Here is a 17064-nt window from a genome sequence, read left to right as displayed (position 1 = left end):
CTTCTCCTGCGGTGTCAGGGAATCAAGATCGCTCGGCCGCGGACGGCGCCGGCGTGCAGGTCGTCGAGGGCCTGCCGGAAGGAGGCGAGGGGGTAGCGCTGGGTGTGGAGGGTGACCTTGCCGTGGGCCGCCAGGACCATCAGCTCGGACAGGTCGTTGTAGGACCCCACGAGATTGCCGATGAAGTTGATCTCCGTGGAGATGACGTCGATCGTCGGCACGTGGAGGTGGCCGCCGTAGCCGATGACGTAGTAGTTGCCGTTGCGGCGCAGGCAGGCCACGCCCGTCTCGACGGCGCCGCCCTCACCGACGAAGTCAAGAACGGCCTCCGCCCCGTGCCCCGCCGTGAGGTCCCGTACGCGGTCGGCCTCGCTGCCGTCCGCGAGGAGCGTGTGGTCGGCGCCGAGTTCCTTGGCCAGCGCGAGAGCCTCGGGGCTGCGGTCGATGACGATCATCTCGACCGGCGACAGGGCTCGCAGCACCTGGATTCCGATGTGCCCGAGTCCGCCGGCGCCGATGACGACGGCCTTGTCACCAGGCCACAGTGCCCGGGCAGCCTTGGCGGCGGCGTGGTATGCGGTGAGCCCGGCGTCGGCCAGGGCTGCCACAGAGGCCGGCTCCAGGGACGGGGCGAGAGGCACGACCGAGCGGGCGCTGGTCCTGAGGTACTCGGCGTAGCCACCTGCAGCGTCGATGCCGGGGAAGGCCGAGTTCATGCAGTGCACGTCGTCTCCGGCCCGGCAGGCGCGGCACAGTCCGCAGGTCACCAGCGGGTGCAGGATGACGGGGTCACCCACGTCGACGTTGGTGACGGCCTCCCCGACCTCCGCGACCCAGCCGGCGTTCTCGTGACCGATCGTGTACGGAAGGGCGACCCCGCTCTTCTCCTTCCACTGTCCTTCGAGGATGTGCAGATCGGTCCGGCAGACTCCGGCGCCCCCGATCTTCACGATCACATCCAGCGGGCCGGTGATCTGCGGATCCGGCACATCCACGAGCACGGGCGGCTCGTCGTATTCGATGACCTGCACGGCTTTCAAGGCGGCTCCCTGCGAGTCGGCGTTTGGGGGGTGCGCCGATTACACAGGCCGTCGTTCGCAGGTCGATGTCTCAGAATCCGTCCGCGAATGTCTCAATGTGATACACGCCGTAGGCGCGATGCCCCCGGGCTGCTCCAATCACTGCACCGAGGAATGTGACGCGCGCCGCACGGGAGAGTTAAATGCCCCGACACCAACCCGGGAACTCACTGAAAGCAGCCAGAGAGCTCTACCTGGAGGCCACCAACGACCCGAGCGCCCGGCCACTGGTGGTTGCCTCGTGGCAACGCTCGATCGAGTACAAGGTGAAGTCCGGCAGCCTTGACGCTCCCTACCTGGACAACCCCAATCTGGACAGCCCCCTGGCCAGGGCGGCGCTGCCCATCCTCAACAGGCTGCACGAGCAGCTCGCCGACGACCCGGTCTCCACGATCATCACGGACCGCAACGGCGTGGTGCTGTCGCGGAAGGTGTCTCACGAGGGTCTGACGACGCACCTCAACCGCGTGCGTCTGGCCCCGGGCCACGTCTTCGCCGAGCGCTACGTCGGCACGAACGGCATCGGGACCGCGCTCGCCAGCGGCCGCCCGGTGGTGATCGCCGGAAGGCAGCACTACGTCGAGGAGCTGCGGGAGTTCCACTGCGCGGCGGTGCCGATCCTGCATCCCACCCGGAGCACCTTGCTGGGAGCGTTCAACCTCACCACCATCCGTCAGGGCTCCGACGGCATGCTGATGGCCTTCGCCCGCTCGGTTGCGGCGCAGATCGAGGCCGAGATCGCGGCGATCACCTCGCGGCGCGAGCGCGCGCTCTTCCATGACTACATGGAGGCGTGCTCCTCGGCGCGCCCGGGACCCGTGCTGGCGCTCAACCGTGATGTCGTGATGATGAACGATCAGCTCAGTGCCGCCGTGACCGGGCCCGATCAGTACGCGCTGCTCGACCACGCCCGTGAGATCGCCGAACACCACCGGCTGGAGGGGACCCGCAGCATCGCCCTGCCCTCGGGGCGGGTCGCCGAGCTCAGGGTCAGTCGCTGCCGGCGCGAGGACAGCGACGCCGGCGCCGTCTTCCGGGTCCGGCTGATCGGACGGGCCCAGCCCACACCCGCAGTCTCCGCCCCGCCCGCCCGCTCCAGCCTGGGACTGGTGGGCTCGTCCCCGCCCTGGCTGCGCGCGGTCGCCGACAGCGAAACAGCGTTCGTCGCCGGGACATGGCTGCATCTCACGGGCGAGGCCGGCGTCGGCAAGAAGACTCTGGTCGAGGCTCTGCACCGGGTCCATGGCGCCGGGCGTCGGCTGGAGGTGCGGGAAGCACCGCCCTCGGATGCGCCCGCCGTCATCGAGCGCTGGCTGCACGACATCGGTGAGCTGCTCGGTGTGCCGTCCAACGTTCTCCTGCTGAGTGATGTGCACCTGCTGGGCGACGAACTGCGGCAGCGGCTGACGAACGTGCTGGCGCGGAGGGACGGCAGCGCGACCGCGCAGGTGGTCATGACCAGCCAGCCGTCGATGGTCAGCGCCGACGACGAGCTCGACCGGGTCTGCCGCGCCTCGGGGGAGGTACCGGCGCTGCGCCATCGCTACGGGGACACCGAACACCTGGCACGGTTCTTCCTGCGCAAGTACCGGCCGAGCGGAGACAGCAGGTTCTCCACGGACGCGCTGACCATGCTGCAGCGCTGCCCCTGGCCCGAGAACGTCCGGCAACTGGAGTCGGTGATCCGGGGGCTGGCACGGCGCGCCTCGGGCCCGGTGATCCACGCCGACGACCTGCCGCCGGAATGCCGCGTGTCGTCGAACAAGGTCCTGACCACCATCGAGGCGCTCGAACGCGACGCCATCCTGCGCGGGCTGATGGACCGCAACTCCAATGTCCAGAGGACCGCGCAGGACCTCGGGATCTCCCGCGCCACCATGTACCGCAAGATGCGCCGCTACGGGATCGTCCCGTCCAGCCTGACGTGACCGGCCGTTCCCGCACGCGTGTGGCGGGGTGCGGCGCCGGGCCCTGTGGCGGCGATGGCGGGGCGGATCCACCGTGAGACTGTGCGGCTGGGCACCACACGCCAGACGCAGTGCGCCAGGGCAATGCAGGTCACGCCCTTATCTCGTTCGCACTGAAACGCCGGCACCTGGAAGGCCATGCGGCCGCGCCGGGAACAGCCGTCCTGCCGGCACGGTTGCATCGACCGAGAGACCGGCGTCGCCCGGGCGGGGAACTCGGCGACGAGAGGTCGTCGCCCCACCAGGATCCGGACCTCAGGAGCGGTACGCCCGCCGCGCAGTCGGACCAAGACGTATTTATGCAGGAGGACTTTTTCATGACCGACCGGCCCTTGACGCTCATGGCAGTACACGCCCACCCCGACGACGAGGCCACCGGAACCGGAGGGGTCCTCGCGAGGTACGCGGCGGAAGGCATCCGTACGGTTCTCGTGACGTGTACCGACGGCGGTTGCGGTGACGGGCCGGGGGGCGTCAAGCCGGGCGCCACCGGGCACGATCCGGCGGCGGTCGCCCTGATACGCCGTCAGGAACTCGAGGCGAGCTGTGGCGTCCTGAAGGTCAGCGATCTGGAGATGTTGGACTACGCCGACTCCGGGATGATGGGCTGGCCGAGCAACGACGCCCCCGGATCCTTCTGGCGGACCCCTGTGGAGGAAGGCGCTGCCCGACTCGCGGAACTCATGCGGCACTACCGACCTGATGTCGTCGTCACCTACGACGAGAACGGCTTCTACGGCCACCCCGACCACATCCAAGCCCACCGCATCACAATGGCGGCGCTGGAGATGACCGCGCTGACCCCGAAGGTGTACTGGACCACGATGCCCCGCTCGGGAATGCAGCGCTTCGGTGAGATCATGCGCGAGTTCGGTGAGGACATGCCGGAGCCGGATCCCGCCGAGGCCGCCGCGCTGGCCGAGATCGGCCTCCCCGACGATGAGATCACCACGTGGGTGGACACCACCGAGTTCAGCGGTCAGAAGTTCGACGCACTCGCCGCGCACGCCAGCCAGGGCGAGAACATCTTCTTCCTCAGGATGGGCAAGGAGAGGTTCAGCGAGTTGATGGGCATGGAAACCTTCGTGCGCGTCCAGGACGCCACCGGGGCCGCCCTACCGGAGAACGATCTCTTCGCCGGACTGCGCTGATTGCACCGCTCTCCATACACCGGTGCTGTCCGGGCAGCGCATGAAGGACCACATCGTCAGAGTCGCGGGCAGGCTGATGGTGTTCGGGATGGTGCTGCTCGCGCCGACGATCGGTGGCACGCTGCTGCTTCTCCTCCACGTCGTCGTGCCGAACCTGCTCGCCGAACTGCTGGTCGGCAGTGTCATGTTGTGATTCGCCGTGTGCTGGTACGGATTGCCTGCCTGCCTGCCTGCCTGCCTGCCTGGCTTCGCCGACGCTCGGCGCCCGACGACCAGGCATGTAGGCAAGGCGAGTTCGGTGGTACAGCTGGTGAAGTAGCGGGGTGCCCCGCATGGGCATCTGCTAGTCCGCGGCGTCGGTGCCTTTTCCTCCTGGTCGTCCCGCGTGGCGGACACCTGCGCCACGATCCCCGACCGCCTCATCCGGGGACACGCCCCGGACGAGAACATACCGCTCGCCACGCTCACCCTCACGAGCTGGCGGCCCGCCAGTGTTCGGTCCGCGAGGTGTCGGGTGTGGTCTGGGGGACCCTGACATTTGTCAGGGTCCCTTCCTGTCTGCGGGTTTCTAGTCTTGCGCCTGGAGAACGGTCCAGCGTGACGTCGCGGGATTCAACCTGAGGAGGACGAAGGACGTGATCTTGAAGCGGAAGAGAGAAACCGGCCGCCAGGGCTGGCGTGCGCTGCTCGGTGTCGCCTTCGCGTTCGGTCTGGCAGCGATGACGCCGTTACAGGCTCAGGCGGCTCCCATGGAGAGCGCCAGCTACGGCAACCTTCCCAACGAGGGCCTCTACCCCGAACAGACCTCCTGCTCGGGAAGCTACTACCAGCCCAACGTGCCCGGCGGGGCGACGAAGACGGCGGTCTACGCAGGGCGCACCATCACCCTGAAGTACTTCTACAGCCCCGGGTGCGGCTCGTTCGCCCGCATCGAGAACGCGCCGGAGGGCTGCGCCGCACACAGCAACCGCCTCACGGACACCAGCACCGTGTGGGTGCTCGAAACAGTCGACCCGGGGATCGACTACGCCTACACCAAGGTGATCAACAACCTCGACGGCCGGCTGAGCAAGGCGGTGCTCTTCTGCGACAACCAGCGTCTGGCTGAGACCGCCTGGTACTAAGGCCCGTCTTCGAACGGATCCTGCCCGGAGCAGACATCGCGCGAGTGTGACCGCTGCCTCGTATGAGGTGGCGGTCCTCTCGTATCTGGTGGCGATGCCGCAGAAGCCCTTGAGCCGGTTGGAAGCAGTCCTCGCCCAGATGCTGGACGCTGTGACTCACTTCGCACGGATCCGAGGTCTCTTCGCCGCCACTACGACGACCGTCGACGATGCCTTGGCCGCCCTGGACAGCGCCTATCAGGAGGCGAGTTGACGGCCGGGGTGCGGTTTCCGAAGCCAGGATGCCCGGGCCGAGGTCGGACACATCCGGCTGGGGTACAAACGGACGCTCTGGCCGGGGGCCCGTCGCCGGGGGCGTTACTCGTCGATCGCTGCCCCGAACTGCGCGTTGGCCGCGGGTGCCCCGAGCCGGGCTCCGCCGTAGTTCCAGGTGCCCTGGGCGACCAGTCCCGACGGCGAGGCGGGGATGACCCATACGAATCCGTCGTTGGTGTTCTCGCCCGGTGCCGCCGCGAGCAGGCCGAAGCGGCCGTCCTTGTTTGCGTCGATCAGCCGGACGTGGCCGCCCCAGCGGTCCGAGGTCTCGGCCGTGCCGGGGATGTCGGCGAGCTGCTGGTCGAAACTCTTCGCGCCGACGTTGGTGAAGCCGGTCCGGTCGCCGCGCAGCACCCACACCGCGCCCGCGTTGGAGACATTGCCGATGTCCTCGCCGGGTGCGCCGATGGCGAGGTCCGGGTGGCCGTCGCCGTCGGTGTCGCCGGCCGACAGCTCCGCGCCCCACTGGTCGCCCGTCTCGGCGACGCCGGGGATTCCGCTGGAGTCCTGGGTCCAGTACTGCACCGGCTCCGGTTCCAGACCGGACAGGTCGCCGCGGCCCGCGTAGAGGCTGATCCCGCCGCCCCGCGGTGAGCCCGCGCCGGTGTCGCCGATGACGAGGTCGTCCTGACCGGTGCCGTCCCAGTCGCCGGAGACGATCGCCGGGCCGCCGGGGAAGGTACCGCCGTCGCCGAGCTCACTGATGTCCGGAGCACCGTGCAGCACGTGCACCGTGCCGATGCCGGGCTGGTCGCCGGTGGTGACGCCTGAGACGGCCAGGTCGGCGAAGGAGTCCTCGTTGTAGTTGCCGTGGCTGAGACTGCGGAACTCGAAGCCGCTGTCCGCCGGCGCGAAGTCCCGCGCCCGCAGGCTGCCCTGCGACATGTTGACCTGTTGTCCCGCCCCGCCGGGCTGGGCGGCGAAGAACAGCAGGGCGTCGTCCTCCAGGACGGCGATCGAGTCACGCGGGTCGGCGTTGGGGTCCGCCGGGTCCGGGGCGAAGTAGCGGGCCGCTTCGATCGCCCGGCCGAAGTTCGCACCGGCCCGCGGCGCGGCGGTGTTCTCCAGCCAGGTGCTGTCGGACCCGTGCAGCCCGGTCGGCGACCCCCAGAAGATCGTGGCGCCGCCCGCGTCGGACAGCCCAGCCAGGTCCTCGCCGGGGATGCCGACGATGGCGTCGTCGTAACCGTCGTTGTCCAGGTCACCGGAAGCCACGGCACGCCCGAAACCGTCGCCGGCCTCGGCACCGCCCGGGACACCCGAGGTGTTCTGGTGCAGCACGCTCTTCCTGGTGGTGCTGAGACCGCTGGACGAGCTGTACTGGACGGTGACGTAGCCGGCGCCCGTGGCGCCGCTCACCGTGGCCCCCGGGGCGCCGGTCAGCACGTCGTCGAAACCGTTGCCGTCGTAGTCGCAGTTGCGCTGCTGCCAGCCGATCGACGGGAAGGGCACCGCGGCCTGTGCGGCGGGAGCCGCGAACACGGCGCCGCCACCGAAGGTGAGGAGTGCTGCGGCCGCGAGGACCGCGCTTCTGATGTGACGCACAGGAGGAACTCCTTGGTCCCTAGATGTCCTACGGCGTGCCGCTCGGCCGCGGTGGGGTGCGTGGGGGTGGTCGGCAGAGGTGCGAGATCACTTCATCGGCGTGACGCCGAAACAGAGACAGACCGGTCCGATAGCTCTGAGTGCCGGGCAGTGCGGCACTCAACCGGGAAGACACCTGAGGTTCATGAAGGGTTGTACGCCAGGTCGGTCGTTCGTCGCGGAGGCGGGAGGGGCCGCACCCGGGCCTGGGGTGGCCCGGAGTCGGCAACGACGGCAGCCGGCCACGCTACCCCCGGATTCCCTCGAGGCGTTGTCAACGCCTGTGGAGCGATCGGCCGTCGGCAGGTTGATGGGCTTGAGTCTCCCGTAGGGGGAGACGGCAAGGTGGGGGCATGGACGGCGACACGCTCTACTCGATCGGCGAACTGGCCCGGCGGACCGGCCTGACGGTCAAGACCATTCGGTTCTACTCCGATCGCGGGATCGTGGCGCCGACGGACCGCAGCCCGGCCGGCTACCGCCTCTACGACATCCACGCTGTCGCGCGCCTGGACCTTGTGCGGACCCTGCGAGACCTGGGGGTGGACCTGCCCACGATCCGCAGGGTCGTGAACCGGGAACTCTCGCTTCCGGAGGTCGCCGCAACGCACGCCGAAGCCCTGGCCGTGCAGATCCGCGTCCTGCGTCAGCGGCATGCGGTGCTGGCAGCGGTGGCCGAGCGGGGGCTCACTGCTGAAGAGACGGATCTCATGCACAAACTGGCCCAGCTCTCCGAGGACGAACGCCGACGTCTGATCGGGGACTTCCTCGATGCCGCCTTCGGCAGTCTCGACACCCACCCCGCGTTGGCGGGGATCAGGCGCTCGATGACCCCCGAGATACCCGACACCCCCGAGGCGGAGCAGATCCGGGCATGGGCGGAGTGGGCCGAACTGGCCGCAGACCCGGATTTCCGCGCCGGCGTGCGGCGAATGGCCGACGACCATGCGGCCGAGCAGGCACAAGGCGACACCACGGGCCCGCGCCGCAACCTCGGCGCAGTCGTCCGTGACCGGGTCGGCCCCGCCCTGGCGGCGGGCATCACCCCGGCTTCGCACCATGCCGATTCGATCGTTGCGACGCTTGCGGCTCACTGTGCACACGCGCTCGGCCGCCCCGACGACGCCGAGCTGCGCCGCCTGCTGCTGGCCCGGCTGGAGAGTGTGAGCGACCCACGCTGGGACCGGCACCTCCAGCTGCTCGCAGTGATCAACGGCTGGCCCGCTCCGGAGAGCCTGGTGCCGGCGTTCAACTGGTCCATCGAGGCCGTGCGAGTCCGAATGGAACGGTAGTGGGCCGGAGGTCGTGGGTGTGGGTGCATGGAGGACGTTGCTGCCCTCGTCGACGTGTTCCGGGATCCCGCACTGTGCGACTGAACGAGCTCGGTCGTAGAGAACGAGGGCGATGCGGTGCGGTGAGTGCGGGGCCGGGAGCGAGGCTGGGCAGCGGGGGACCGAAGCGCAACCCGCTTCACCCCACCGGCAGTTGGTGGGCCATGTGGTCCTTAAGCACATGTGGTCCTTGAGAAAAGGTGGCCTCCGGCAAACCGTCGGCCGCTGCCCTCGACGGCCCCGCCCACGAGCCAAGCTGCCGGCGGCGGGCTGCCGCTCCCAGTTGGTTCAGCAGCGCACCAAGGGTGAAGGGGGCCAGCCGTCTCGGTTGCAGTGATTCAGACCGAACCAGCGCTGCCCGATGGTCAGACCGGTGGTGCCGTAGCCGAGCTCGGTAGCCACGCCGGACAGCTCGCGGCTGCGCACGCTGGGGGTGCGGTCACGGCTGTCCCGGTCGGTCCAGGTGCTGGGCCAGTCCAGCTCGCCGGGGGGATCCGGCGGTGTGGCCTCCACGATCACGTCGTTCTCAGCGGTGCGGAGGTGACGCAGCTGGTGGCCACCGCCCGGAGACGACACCCTCAACCCTGACGCCTGTTCCCTACTGGCGAGTTGGAGGGCACCCACAGCGACCGCTTCCCAGGGTTTGGAGGATTCGCGCTGCAACCCTCTCCAAACGTCGGCCTCATCACGTCCACTACCTACGTTTCGGGTCGAACGCCCCAGTTGATGACCTTGGGGCGGCGACACGGTGGCCTGTAGGAAGGTTCCCGGCGCGACTCAGACCACCAACCAGCCTGCGCCCCGGGGGACTTGCTCAGTTATAAGCTCGCGGGGCCGGGCCTGAAAGGACGATCCAGCGTGTCTGGAACGAGGAAAAGAAATCGCTGCCTGTCCCGAATAACCATCGGCGTCACCACCGCGGCCCTGTTACTCGGCACCGGCGTGGCGTCTGCCGCCGACAGCCCGGATCCCATTGCGAACGGAAACTACGCTCCGTCGTCGCGTCCGGCCGCCGGGCCGGAGAAGGGCACCCGAGCCGGTGGCCGCCCGGCGTCGGGAAGCAAGCCGGAAGCCGGACCCACATGGAAGCAGAGCGGCACCGTGTGGCAGGTCGACCGCACCGTGGCTCAACTGCGCAACTCGGTCACGGACCCTGACGGGGACAAGGCGAACCTCACCTTCGAGGTGTGGACCGTCGACGCGGCCGGGAAGCCGAAGGCCAAGGTGAAGCTCACGGGCCAGAACGCTGACCCGGCCAACGAGGGCGACGTGTCCGCCGAGTACGGCGTCATCGTGTCCAAGATGGTGGCCTCGGGCTCGAAGGCCACGGTCACCGTCCCGCACGGCAACCTCAAGCCCGCCACCACCTACGCGTTCCGTACCTCCGCCTACGACGGCTCCCTCTACGAGACGGACTGGTCGCCCTACGCGACGTTCAAGACCCGGGGCCGGCAGGTCGACATCACCCTCCCGGCACCCAAGAGGGACGCGACGGACCCGGCGTTCGACACCTCCTGGCAGCCGGTCCCCGGCTGGGGTTCGGTGCAGACCAGGGACGCCGCGGGTGAACAGCACTGTGAGGCGACCGCGCGGGGTGACCGGCTGTGCATCGCCTGGAAGCCCGCCACGAAGGCGGACTTGGAAGCCGCCCGCGCAGCCAGGGCGAAGCTGAAGTCCACGCGGGCCGCGAACCCGCCGCTGCATGACTCCTGCGAAGTGGGCGCCGCGCAGGGCACGTACCTGTCGGTCTTCACCCGCGACAAGGCGTGCATGTACGGGAAGTTCTCCGTCCAGGTCACCGATCAGACGGGCCAGGACGAGAAGGGCTATCAGGAGTTCTTGTACTCCTCCCACATGAGCACGGCGCTGACCGGCACGGAGCTGAAACTGTGGGCCCGTGTCACACCGCTGCCGATGCCCGCCGGACACCTGCCGTTCCCCGCGCAGCCCGGGGCGATCAAGCTGACCATCTCCCCGCAGTGCTCCGCCGGGTGCGCCGACAAGCCTTCCTACGCCTGGGACGGCAACCTGATATGGGGCGGCTCCTACGACATCGACCCGCACGAGGAGACCGCGACGGCCACCGTGCAGTGGTCCGGCGGTGTGCCGGACGAGTCCGGCAAGAAGGACTCCGACCTCTCCCAGGCGCTGGCGTTCGCACCGTACGCGACCTTCTCCACCTCGGTGCCGGAGACCTTCCCCACGGACAACAGCCAGGGTTTCATCGGCAATCCGGTCTATGCGCGCTGCGACATGGTGTACTCCCCGGCGGGCTGCGTGTTCCGGGACTACATGCCCGGCTACGTGTTCAACACCGCCAAGACCCCGGCGGCCGCCGCGCACGCCTGGCTGATCCAGGCGAAGATCCGCAAGGGCGCGCCGCTGACCTACCTCCCCGACCGCAGGGGCGACACGGGCGAGCACGGTGAGCGCAACAAGTACGGCCGCGACCCCGACGCCAACCGCAGGGTCATCTGCCCGGACGGCTGGGCCGCCAAGTCCGGCCACCCGGACACCACACCGGTGACGGACATCTCCGCCGGCGACAAGTCGTCCTGTGACGAGTTCACCTTCGCGGCGAGTTACAACAGCGGCGGGATGCCCTCCGACATGGGCGGAACGAACCAGGTCAGCTCGGGCGACAGGTGTGCGCAGACCTACGCGACCAAGCTGTCGGACGCCACTTGGCGACTGTACGATGACGAGCGCACTGCAGCGCCGACGTGGTCCGAAGTGTGCGGCCGGTCCGCGATGTCCGGGTGGGTCAACTCCACCTCGATGAGCCGCTTCCCCACGTTCGCCAAGGAGCTCCGGCTGATCGATCAGGACGCGTATTTCGTCAGGACGCCGGGCTTCGACAAGTGCGACGCCTCGAAACCGACGATCAAGTGCGACATCCGCTAGCACCGGACTGACGCACACCACAGGTGTGGCCCGGGGCCGGTCACAGGGCCGACCCCGGGCCGCGCCACATCGGAGAACGGAGACACGCAGTGAGTTCCGGCGGGATCACATGGATTGCCGACGAGGACATCTCCTGGCTCGGCTACTGCATCAAGCTGGCTCGGGGCCTGACCGGCGAAGAGCTCACCGCCCGCCTCGCCGCGAGCGGCGGCCCCGTACCGGTCGAGGCCACCACGGGGCCGCGGGCCGAGGAGCTCATCGACGAGCTCGACGCGGAGCGCGGTGACAGCGACAGCATCGTCGTCCGCTACGGCGACCACGCCGGCCTGGGCTTCGCGGTGGCCTACGGGCACTGGCCGTCCGTCCTCGGGCCCGCGTACCACGACGGGACATCCCGCAACGGCGCCCACGTCTTCGAGCTGTACTACGAGAAGCAGAACCCGAAGGTCCCGCCGCCCGCCTTCGCCTACTTCCACGACGACAGTTACGTGTGCGGCTTCGACATGTACATGAGCACCTGGTCGCAGGAGATCACCGGCCCGGGCGCCGACCTCGTCCGCGCCGACATCGTCGCGGCCGGAATCCCGGAGGAGAAGGAGAGGGACACGGCACACCGCGCCTCTCTCGCCGTTCTTGAGCAGCGCTTCGAACTGGCGCTGCCGCGTGACCTGATCCTCGACGCGTCACTGCCCACCGCGCTCGTCAGAGGGCAGCAGCCGCGATGAGCGCCGCCGCGCGCTCCGTGTGCCACCCCCTTCCGACACGACCACTCCGGCCCGGCTCCGGGTAGCGCCACCGAGACACCCCCAGTTCCCGCGCCTGATACGTCACGCTTTGGGGCGGGTGAGGTACGTGGACATGAGCCGACCGGTGCACCGATGTCCGGGCGGGGACTCAAGGGACATGGCCGCCCGGTACCCGGCTCAGGTTCCGGGGAGGATACGGCGCGTTTCGTAGGCCCACATCGCGATCTCGACCCGATTGCGGGCGCCGAGTTTGGCCATCAGGCTGGCCAGATGCGTCTTCACCGTACTGAGGCTGATGTGCAGTGCGTCGGCGATCTCGGTGTTGGTCAACCCGCGAGCGACGGCCAGGAGCACCTGCTCCTCGCGGGCGGTGACGGGGGAGACCGGCTGGGCCACGGGCCGGCCGGCGGGCAGGTCCGCGAATGCCTGGAGCAGACGGACGGTGACGCTGGGCGCGATGAGCGCCTCACCGTCGGACGCCGACCGTACGGCCTGCGCCAGCAGGTCCGGTCCCGTGTCCTTGAGGAGGAATCCGCGGGCGCCGGCACGCAGTGAGCCGTAGACGTACTCGTCGAGGTCGAACGTAGTGATGACGACCACGGCCAGCGGGTCGGCGACGCCCGGACCGGCGACCAGCCGGGTGGCCTCGAGCCCGTCGAGGACAGGCATGCGGATGTCGAACAGGCAGACGTCGGGGCGTAGTTCGCGGGCCAGACGTACCGCTTCCCGCCCGTCGGCGGCCTCGCCGACCACCTCGATGCCGGGCTGGGCGTTCAGCATGATCCGCAACCCGGTGCGGATGATCGTCTGGTCGTCAGCGACGAGGACGCGAATGGACACGGCTCTCGCTCCTCGCTCCCGGCAGTTCGGCTTCGACGTGCCAGCCCCGGTCGGTACCCGGGCCGGCTCGTAGTGTGCCGCCGAGCAGGGTCGCGCGCTCGCGCAGTCCGGTAAGTCCGTATCCGTCGCGGCCCCGCCCGGTGCGCCGGCCATTGTCGCGCACGCTCACCCGTACCGTGTGCCGTTCCGCGGCGACCCGGACGACGAGCTCGGTCGCGTCCACCGCATGGCGCAGCGCGTTGGTCACCGACTCCTGCACGATCCGGTAGACGGCCGCGTCCACGGCCGGGGGCAGCGCGTCCAGTTCGCCGTCGAGCCCCAGGTCGACCCTGAGCCGGCCACCCGGGGTGCGCACCAGGCGCTCCAGATCCGCGACTCCGGCAGGAGGCGCCAGCTCGGCGCCGACCCCGCGGTCGCGCAGCGCGGCGACCATGGCGCGCATCTCCTCCAGCGTGCGCGCCCCTTCCTCCTCGACCCCCTCCAGCGCCTTGACGGCGGCGGAAGGGTCGGTGCCCGCGAGCACGCCGCCCGCCTGGGCGATGATCACCATGGCCGACACGTGGTGGGCCACCGTGTCGTGCAGTTCCCGTGCGAGCTGCTCGCGCTCGCGGGAGCGCACCTGCTCCAACTGCCGCTCGCGAGCGGTCACCCAGAACCGCACGGCAGCCCCGACCACGCCGGGCAGCAGCAGGAAGACGAGGCCCACGACCTTCTCGACGACCGGTGTCTCGTCCGCGACGACGCACAGCGTGCCGGTCGCGAGGATCAGCGCGCCGCCCAGCACGATCTCGCGTCCTGATCCCCACCGGGGCAGCGCGTACACCAGCACGAGCACGACCGCGCCGGTGTAGAGGCCGACGGGCTCGCGCGCCGCGGCGACGAGCGAGGCCACCGTAAGCAGGACCACCGAGCCGAACGCCAGCGTCACCATCGCCAGCGGGCGGGTCCGGCGCCACAGGGGCAGCAGCCACAGCCATACGGCGAACACCACCGCCACCGGCCGCCACACGACGTTCTCGCGCAGGGTGGCCTCCAGCGCCACACCGGCAAGGCCCGCCGCGAGCAGCGCCCAGTCCCGCCGCACCCGGGCGGGCACGTCGGGCGGCCGGGGTTCGGTCCACAGGGTTCGCAGGTCGTCTCGCAGCACGGTTCTCAGCCTAGGGACCACGGCGTGCCGCGCATCGGCCGAAAGGACGGGTCGTCACTCCGCCCTGAGGCCGACGGATCCGCGGCCCGCGGGCCGATGCCGCGGAACGCCGTGGCGGCGAGCCTCGGCATCGGCGGCCGTACAAGGACGGCCGACGACGTGGTTGGAGGACCCGATGCTTTCGAAAGCCCTGTTGCGCCTGGGCAGGGGCGCCGCCCGCCATCCCTGGCGGGTGATCGCGGCATGGCTGATCGCCACCACGCTCGCCGTCCTGGCCGCCGTCGCCTTCGGCGGGCGTACCGCGGACTCGATGACCGCTCCCGGACTGGACTCCCAGCGGGCCGCGGAACTGATCGAGCGGGCAGGCACCGGCCAGGAGGGAATGACCGCCCAAGTGGTCGTCACCCCCCTCGACGGCGCAGCGACGTTCTTCGACGACGACGGCGCGCGCACCGCTCTCACGCGGCTGCGGGCCGAGGTGAAGCGGCTGCCGCACGTGCTCGGCACGAGCGACCCGGCGGGGGCACTCGACACAGGCCGGGACACCGCCGTGCGCGGCGGCCTCGTCTCGGCCGACGGGCGGATCGCGGTCATCCGGGTGCAGTACCCCGACCAGAGCCGGCTGTCGGCCGAAGACCTCGACGCCCTCGTCGATCTCGGCGACCGGCTGCGCGCCGAACTGCCCCTGCGCATCGAGATGGGCGGGAACCTCTTCTACGCCTTCTCCGACCCCGACGGCGGCGTGAGCGAGCTGATCGGCCTCCTCGCCGCGGCCGCGATCCTGTTCCTGGCGTTCGGTTCGCTCGTCGCCGCCGCGCTGCCGATCGGCATGGCGGTCTTCGGGCTGACCATCGGAGTCGCCACGATGACGGTACTGGCGGGGGTGACTGAGGTCCCCACCTTCGCACCGGTCCTGGGCAGCATGGTCGGGCTCGGAGTGGGCATCGACTACGCGCTGTTCGTGCTCGCCAGGCACCGGGAGTACCTCGCGCGCGGGCTCGATCCGCAGGCGGCTGCCGGACGAGCGGTGGCAACGGCGGGGCGGCCGGTGGTTTTCGCCGGCGGCACCGTCGTCGTGTCGATCCTCGGCCTGGCGGTCGCGAACGTGCCGTTCATGACGGTGGGCGGGGTTGCCGTGTCGATCGTCGTCCTGATCATGGTGGTCGCGTCGGTGACGCTGCTGCCGGCCTTCCTCGGTGCGGCGGGCCCGCGTCTGGCCCGGGCCGGCCGGATCGGCCGGGCTCTGCAGACCAGGAAGCCGGGCCGACTCGCACGACGGCGGGACCCGGCGGCAGGCGCCACCGGGTGGCGTCGCTGGATCGGGCACGTCAGCCGGCACCCGGTGCCGTACGCGCTCGGCGCGGCGGGGCTGCTGCTGACGGCGACGCTGCCCGTGCTCGGCCTGCGCGTCGGCCTGCCCGACGACGGCTCACTGCCGCAGAGCCGTACCGAGCGCCGGGCCTACGACCTCGTCGCCGAGGGATTCGGCCCGGGCACCAACGGTCCCCTCGTCATTGCCGCGGACCCCTCCGGCGATCGGGGAGTGGTGGACCGACTCGTCGGGGCGGTCGCGGCGGATCCGGGCATCGCATCCGTCGCGCCGACGCACATCGATCGGGCCACCGGCATCGCGACCCTCGTGGTGTTCCCGACGACCAGCCCTCAGGACAAGGCCACGGCCGACACCATCGCCAGGCTGCGCACCGACGTGCTGCCCACGGCGATCGGGCAGGGCCCGGCCAGGGCCCACGTCGGCGGCGCCGCCGCGAGCCTGTCCGATGTGGGCCAACGCACCAGCAGGCGCCTGCCCGTGCTCGTCGCCACCGTGCTGGCGATGTCGTTCCTGCTGCTGATGCTGGTCTTCCGCTCGATACTCGTACCGCTCAAGGCGGTACTGCTGAATCTGCTGAGCATCGGCGCGGCCTACGGCATCATGGTCGCGGTCTTCCAGTGGGGCTGGGGAGGCGCACTCATCGGGCTGGAAGCGACGGTTCCGATCGTGTCGTTCATCCCGATGTTCCTCTTCGCCATCCTGTTCGGCCTGTCGATGGACTACGAGGTGTTCCTCCTCTCCCGCGTACGCGAGGAGTACCTGCGCACCGGCGACAACGGCACGGCGATCGTCGAGGGCGTCTCGCGCACCGCCCGGATCATCACCTCGGCCGCCCTCATCATGGTGGCGGTCTTCCTGTCCTTCGCCGTCGCCGACGACCCCTCCACCAAAATGTTGGGACTCGGCCTGGCCACCGCGATCTTCATCGACGCCACAGTGGTACGCATGGTGCTGGTACCGGCGACCATGACACTCCTCGGCCGGACCAACTGGTGGCTGCCGAAGTGGCTGGACCGGACGCTTCCCCGCGGCCCGGTCGGCACCGACGACACCGACGCGGAATCCACCGGTGAAGCCCCGCGCCCACGGCTGGTTGACCGTTGACTCAACTCCTGCCCGCCCTTGGCATCCGGCACCTCAGCGCGTCACTCAGGGGCGTATCGCTGGGGCCGTTCGGTTGTGGGGGTCGTGAGGCGTGGCTGGTGCGGTGTGTCGTCGGCTGCTACCGCCTGGGGAAGGTCACTCGCGCCGTTGAGCTGCCCGGCCGCGGCGCCGCATCCGCAGGTCAGGGCACCCGATGCTGGTCAATGTGGCTGGTCTTGAAGGGCTGCAAGGGATGCGCGGCGGCTGCTGCGCCCGTGTACGTCTCGTGCGTCAGATCCGCGGTTCCGGTGTCTGAGCCGGGTGGCGCGCGGCTGTCCGCCAGATGCCGGCCCGTTCCGCGGGTGCTTGTGTATGGCTGGGCGGAGTTGGGGTGGGTATCCAGGGTGTGGTGTCGGGCCGGCGGCTGGGTTCTGGGCGCTGTTTAGGTGGTGTTGGGGCG

General features: G+C 69.8%; 12 protein-coding genes and 2 pseudogenes. 9 read left to right on the top strand and 5 right to left on the bottom strand.

All coding sequences use genetic code 11. From position 1 onward, the window contains the following. Positions 1 to 14: 14 nt before the first annotated feature. Positions 15 to 1031, bottom strand: coding sequence for an NAD(P)-dependent alcohol dehydrogenase (locus tag CP983_RS00070; protein WP_229914582.1), 1017 nt, complete (start codon positions 1029 to 1031; stop codon positions 15 to 17). A 191-nt stretch (positions 1032 to 1222) separates the two neighbouring features. On the opposite strand from CP983_RS00070, the gene CP983_RS00065 reads away from it, so the two are divergent. The 5 genes and pseudogenes from CP983_RS00065 to CP983_RS00045 all read left to right on the top strand — a co-directional run bounded on the left by CP983_RS00065 (position 1223) and on the right by CP983_RS00045 (position 5574). Continuing rightward, positions 1223 to 3007: a sigma-54-dependent Fis family transcriptional regulator gene (locus tag CP983_RS00065; RefSeq protein ID WP_150497997.1), complete on the top strand. Its 1785-nt coding sequence runs from the start codon at positions 1223 to 1225 to the stop codon at positions 3005 to 3007. A 356-nt stretch (positions 3008 to 3363) separates the two neighbouring features. After that, positions 3364 to 4197, top strand: coding sequence for a PIG-L family deacetylase (locus CP983_RS00060; RefSeq protein WP_150497996.1), 834 nt, complete (start codon positions 3364 to 3366; stop codon positions 4195 to 4197). Next, a pseudogene (locus CP983_RS00055) lies at positions 4191 to 4390 on the top strand (DUF6328 family protein); the annotation flags it as partial. The gene CP983_RS00060 and the pseudogene CP983_RS00055, both read left to right, overlap by 7 nt. Positions 4391 to 4838: 448 nt before the next feature. Then, positions 4839 to 5321 carry a hypothetical protein gene (locus tag CP983_RS00050; RefSeq protein ID WP_229914581.1) on the top strand — a complete coding sequence of 161 codons (483 nt, stop codon included), beginning with the start codon at positions 4839 to 4841 and terminating at the stop codon, positions 5319 to 5321. A 46-nt stretch (positions 5322 to 5367) separates the two neighbouring features. Then, complete coding sequence (locus CP983_RS00045) at positions 5368 to 5574, top strand: hypothetical protein (RefSeq protein ID WP_150497994.1); 207 nt, start codon at positions 5368 to 5370, stop codon at positions 5572 to 5574. A 104-nt stretch (positions 5575 to 5678) separates the two neighbouring features. Here CP983_RS00045 and CP983_RS00040 read toward each other — a convergent pair whose 3' ends face one another. Beyond that, positions 5679 to 7181 (bottom strand): FG-GAP repeat protein, encoded by a 1503-nt coding sequence (locus CP983_RS00040; RefSeq protein ID WP_150497993.1) that lies wholly within the window; start codon positions 7179 to 7181, stop codon positions 5679 to 5681. Between the two features lie 392 nt (positions 7182 to 7573). Between CP983_RS00040 and CP983_RS00035 the strand changes: the two genes are divergently transcribed. Beyond that, positions 7574 to 8512, top strand: coding sequence for a MerR family transcriptional regulator (locus CP983_RS00035; protein ID WP_150497992.1), 939 nt, complete (start codon positions 7574 to 7576; stop codon positions 8510 to 8512). A 357-nt stretch (positions 8513 to 8869) separates the two neighbouring features. Here CP983_RS00035 and CP983_RS00030 read toward each other — a convergent pair. Continuing rightward, a pseudogene (locus tag CP983_RS00030) lies at positions 8870 to 9133 on the bottom strand (hypothetical protein); the annotation flags it as partial. A gap of 519 nt (positions 9134 to 9652) precedes the next feature. Here CP983_RS00030 and CP983_RS44535 point away from each other — a divergent pair. Beyond that, positions 9653 to 11455 carry a hypothetical protein gene (locus CP983_RS44535; RefSeq protein WP_229914580.1) on the top strand — a complete coding sequence of 601 codons (1803 nt, stop codon included), beginning with the start codon at positions 9653 to 9655 and terminating at the stop codon, positions 11453 to 11455. Between the two features lie 89 nt (positions 11456 to 11544). Further along, positions 11545 to 12180 carry a hypothetical protein gene (locus tag CP983_RS00020; protein ID WP_150497991.1) on the top strand — a complete coding sequence of 212 codons (636 nt, stop codon included), beginning with the start codon at positions 11545 to 11547 and terminating at the stop codon, positions 12178 to 12180. 198 nt (positions 12181 to 12378) lie between these two features. Here CP983_RS00020 and CP983_RS00015 read toward each other — a convergent pair whose 3' ends face one another. Next, positions 12379 to 13041, bottom strand: coding sequence for a response regulator (locus tag CP983_RS00015; RefSeq protein ID WP_150497990.1), 663 nt, complete (start codon positions 13039 to 13041; stop codon positions 12379 to 12381). Beyond that, the gene (locus CP983_RS00010; protein WP_150497989.1) at positions 13016 to 14188 is read right to left on the bottom strand and encodes a sensor histidine kinase; all 1173 of its coding nucleotides are present in this window, start codon (positions 14186 to 14188) and stop codon (positions 13016 to 13018) included. The genes CP983_RS00015 and CP983_RS00010 overlap by 26 nt, the downstream gene beginning before the upstream one ends. A gap of 175 nt (positions 14189 to 14363) precedes the next feature. Between CP983_RS00010 and CP983_RS00005 the strand changes: the two genes are divergently transcribed. Further along, a complete protein-coding gene (locus CP983_RS00005; protein ID WP_150497988.1) occupies positions 14364 to 16625 on the top strand; it encodes an MMPL family transporter in 2262 nt (753 codons plus the stop codon). The last annotated feature ends 439 nt before the right edge of the window (positions 16626 to 17064 follow it).

Origin of the sequence: Streptomyces chartreusis (assembly GCF_008704715.1) — a bacterium.
Lineage (GTDB): Bacteria > Actinomycetota > Actinomycetes > Streptomycetales > Streptomycetaceae > Streptomyces > Streptomyces chartreusis.
Note: the sequence above shows the minus strand (reverse complement) of the source record. Positions and strands in the feature narration are given on the sequence as shown.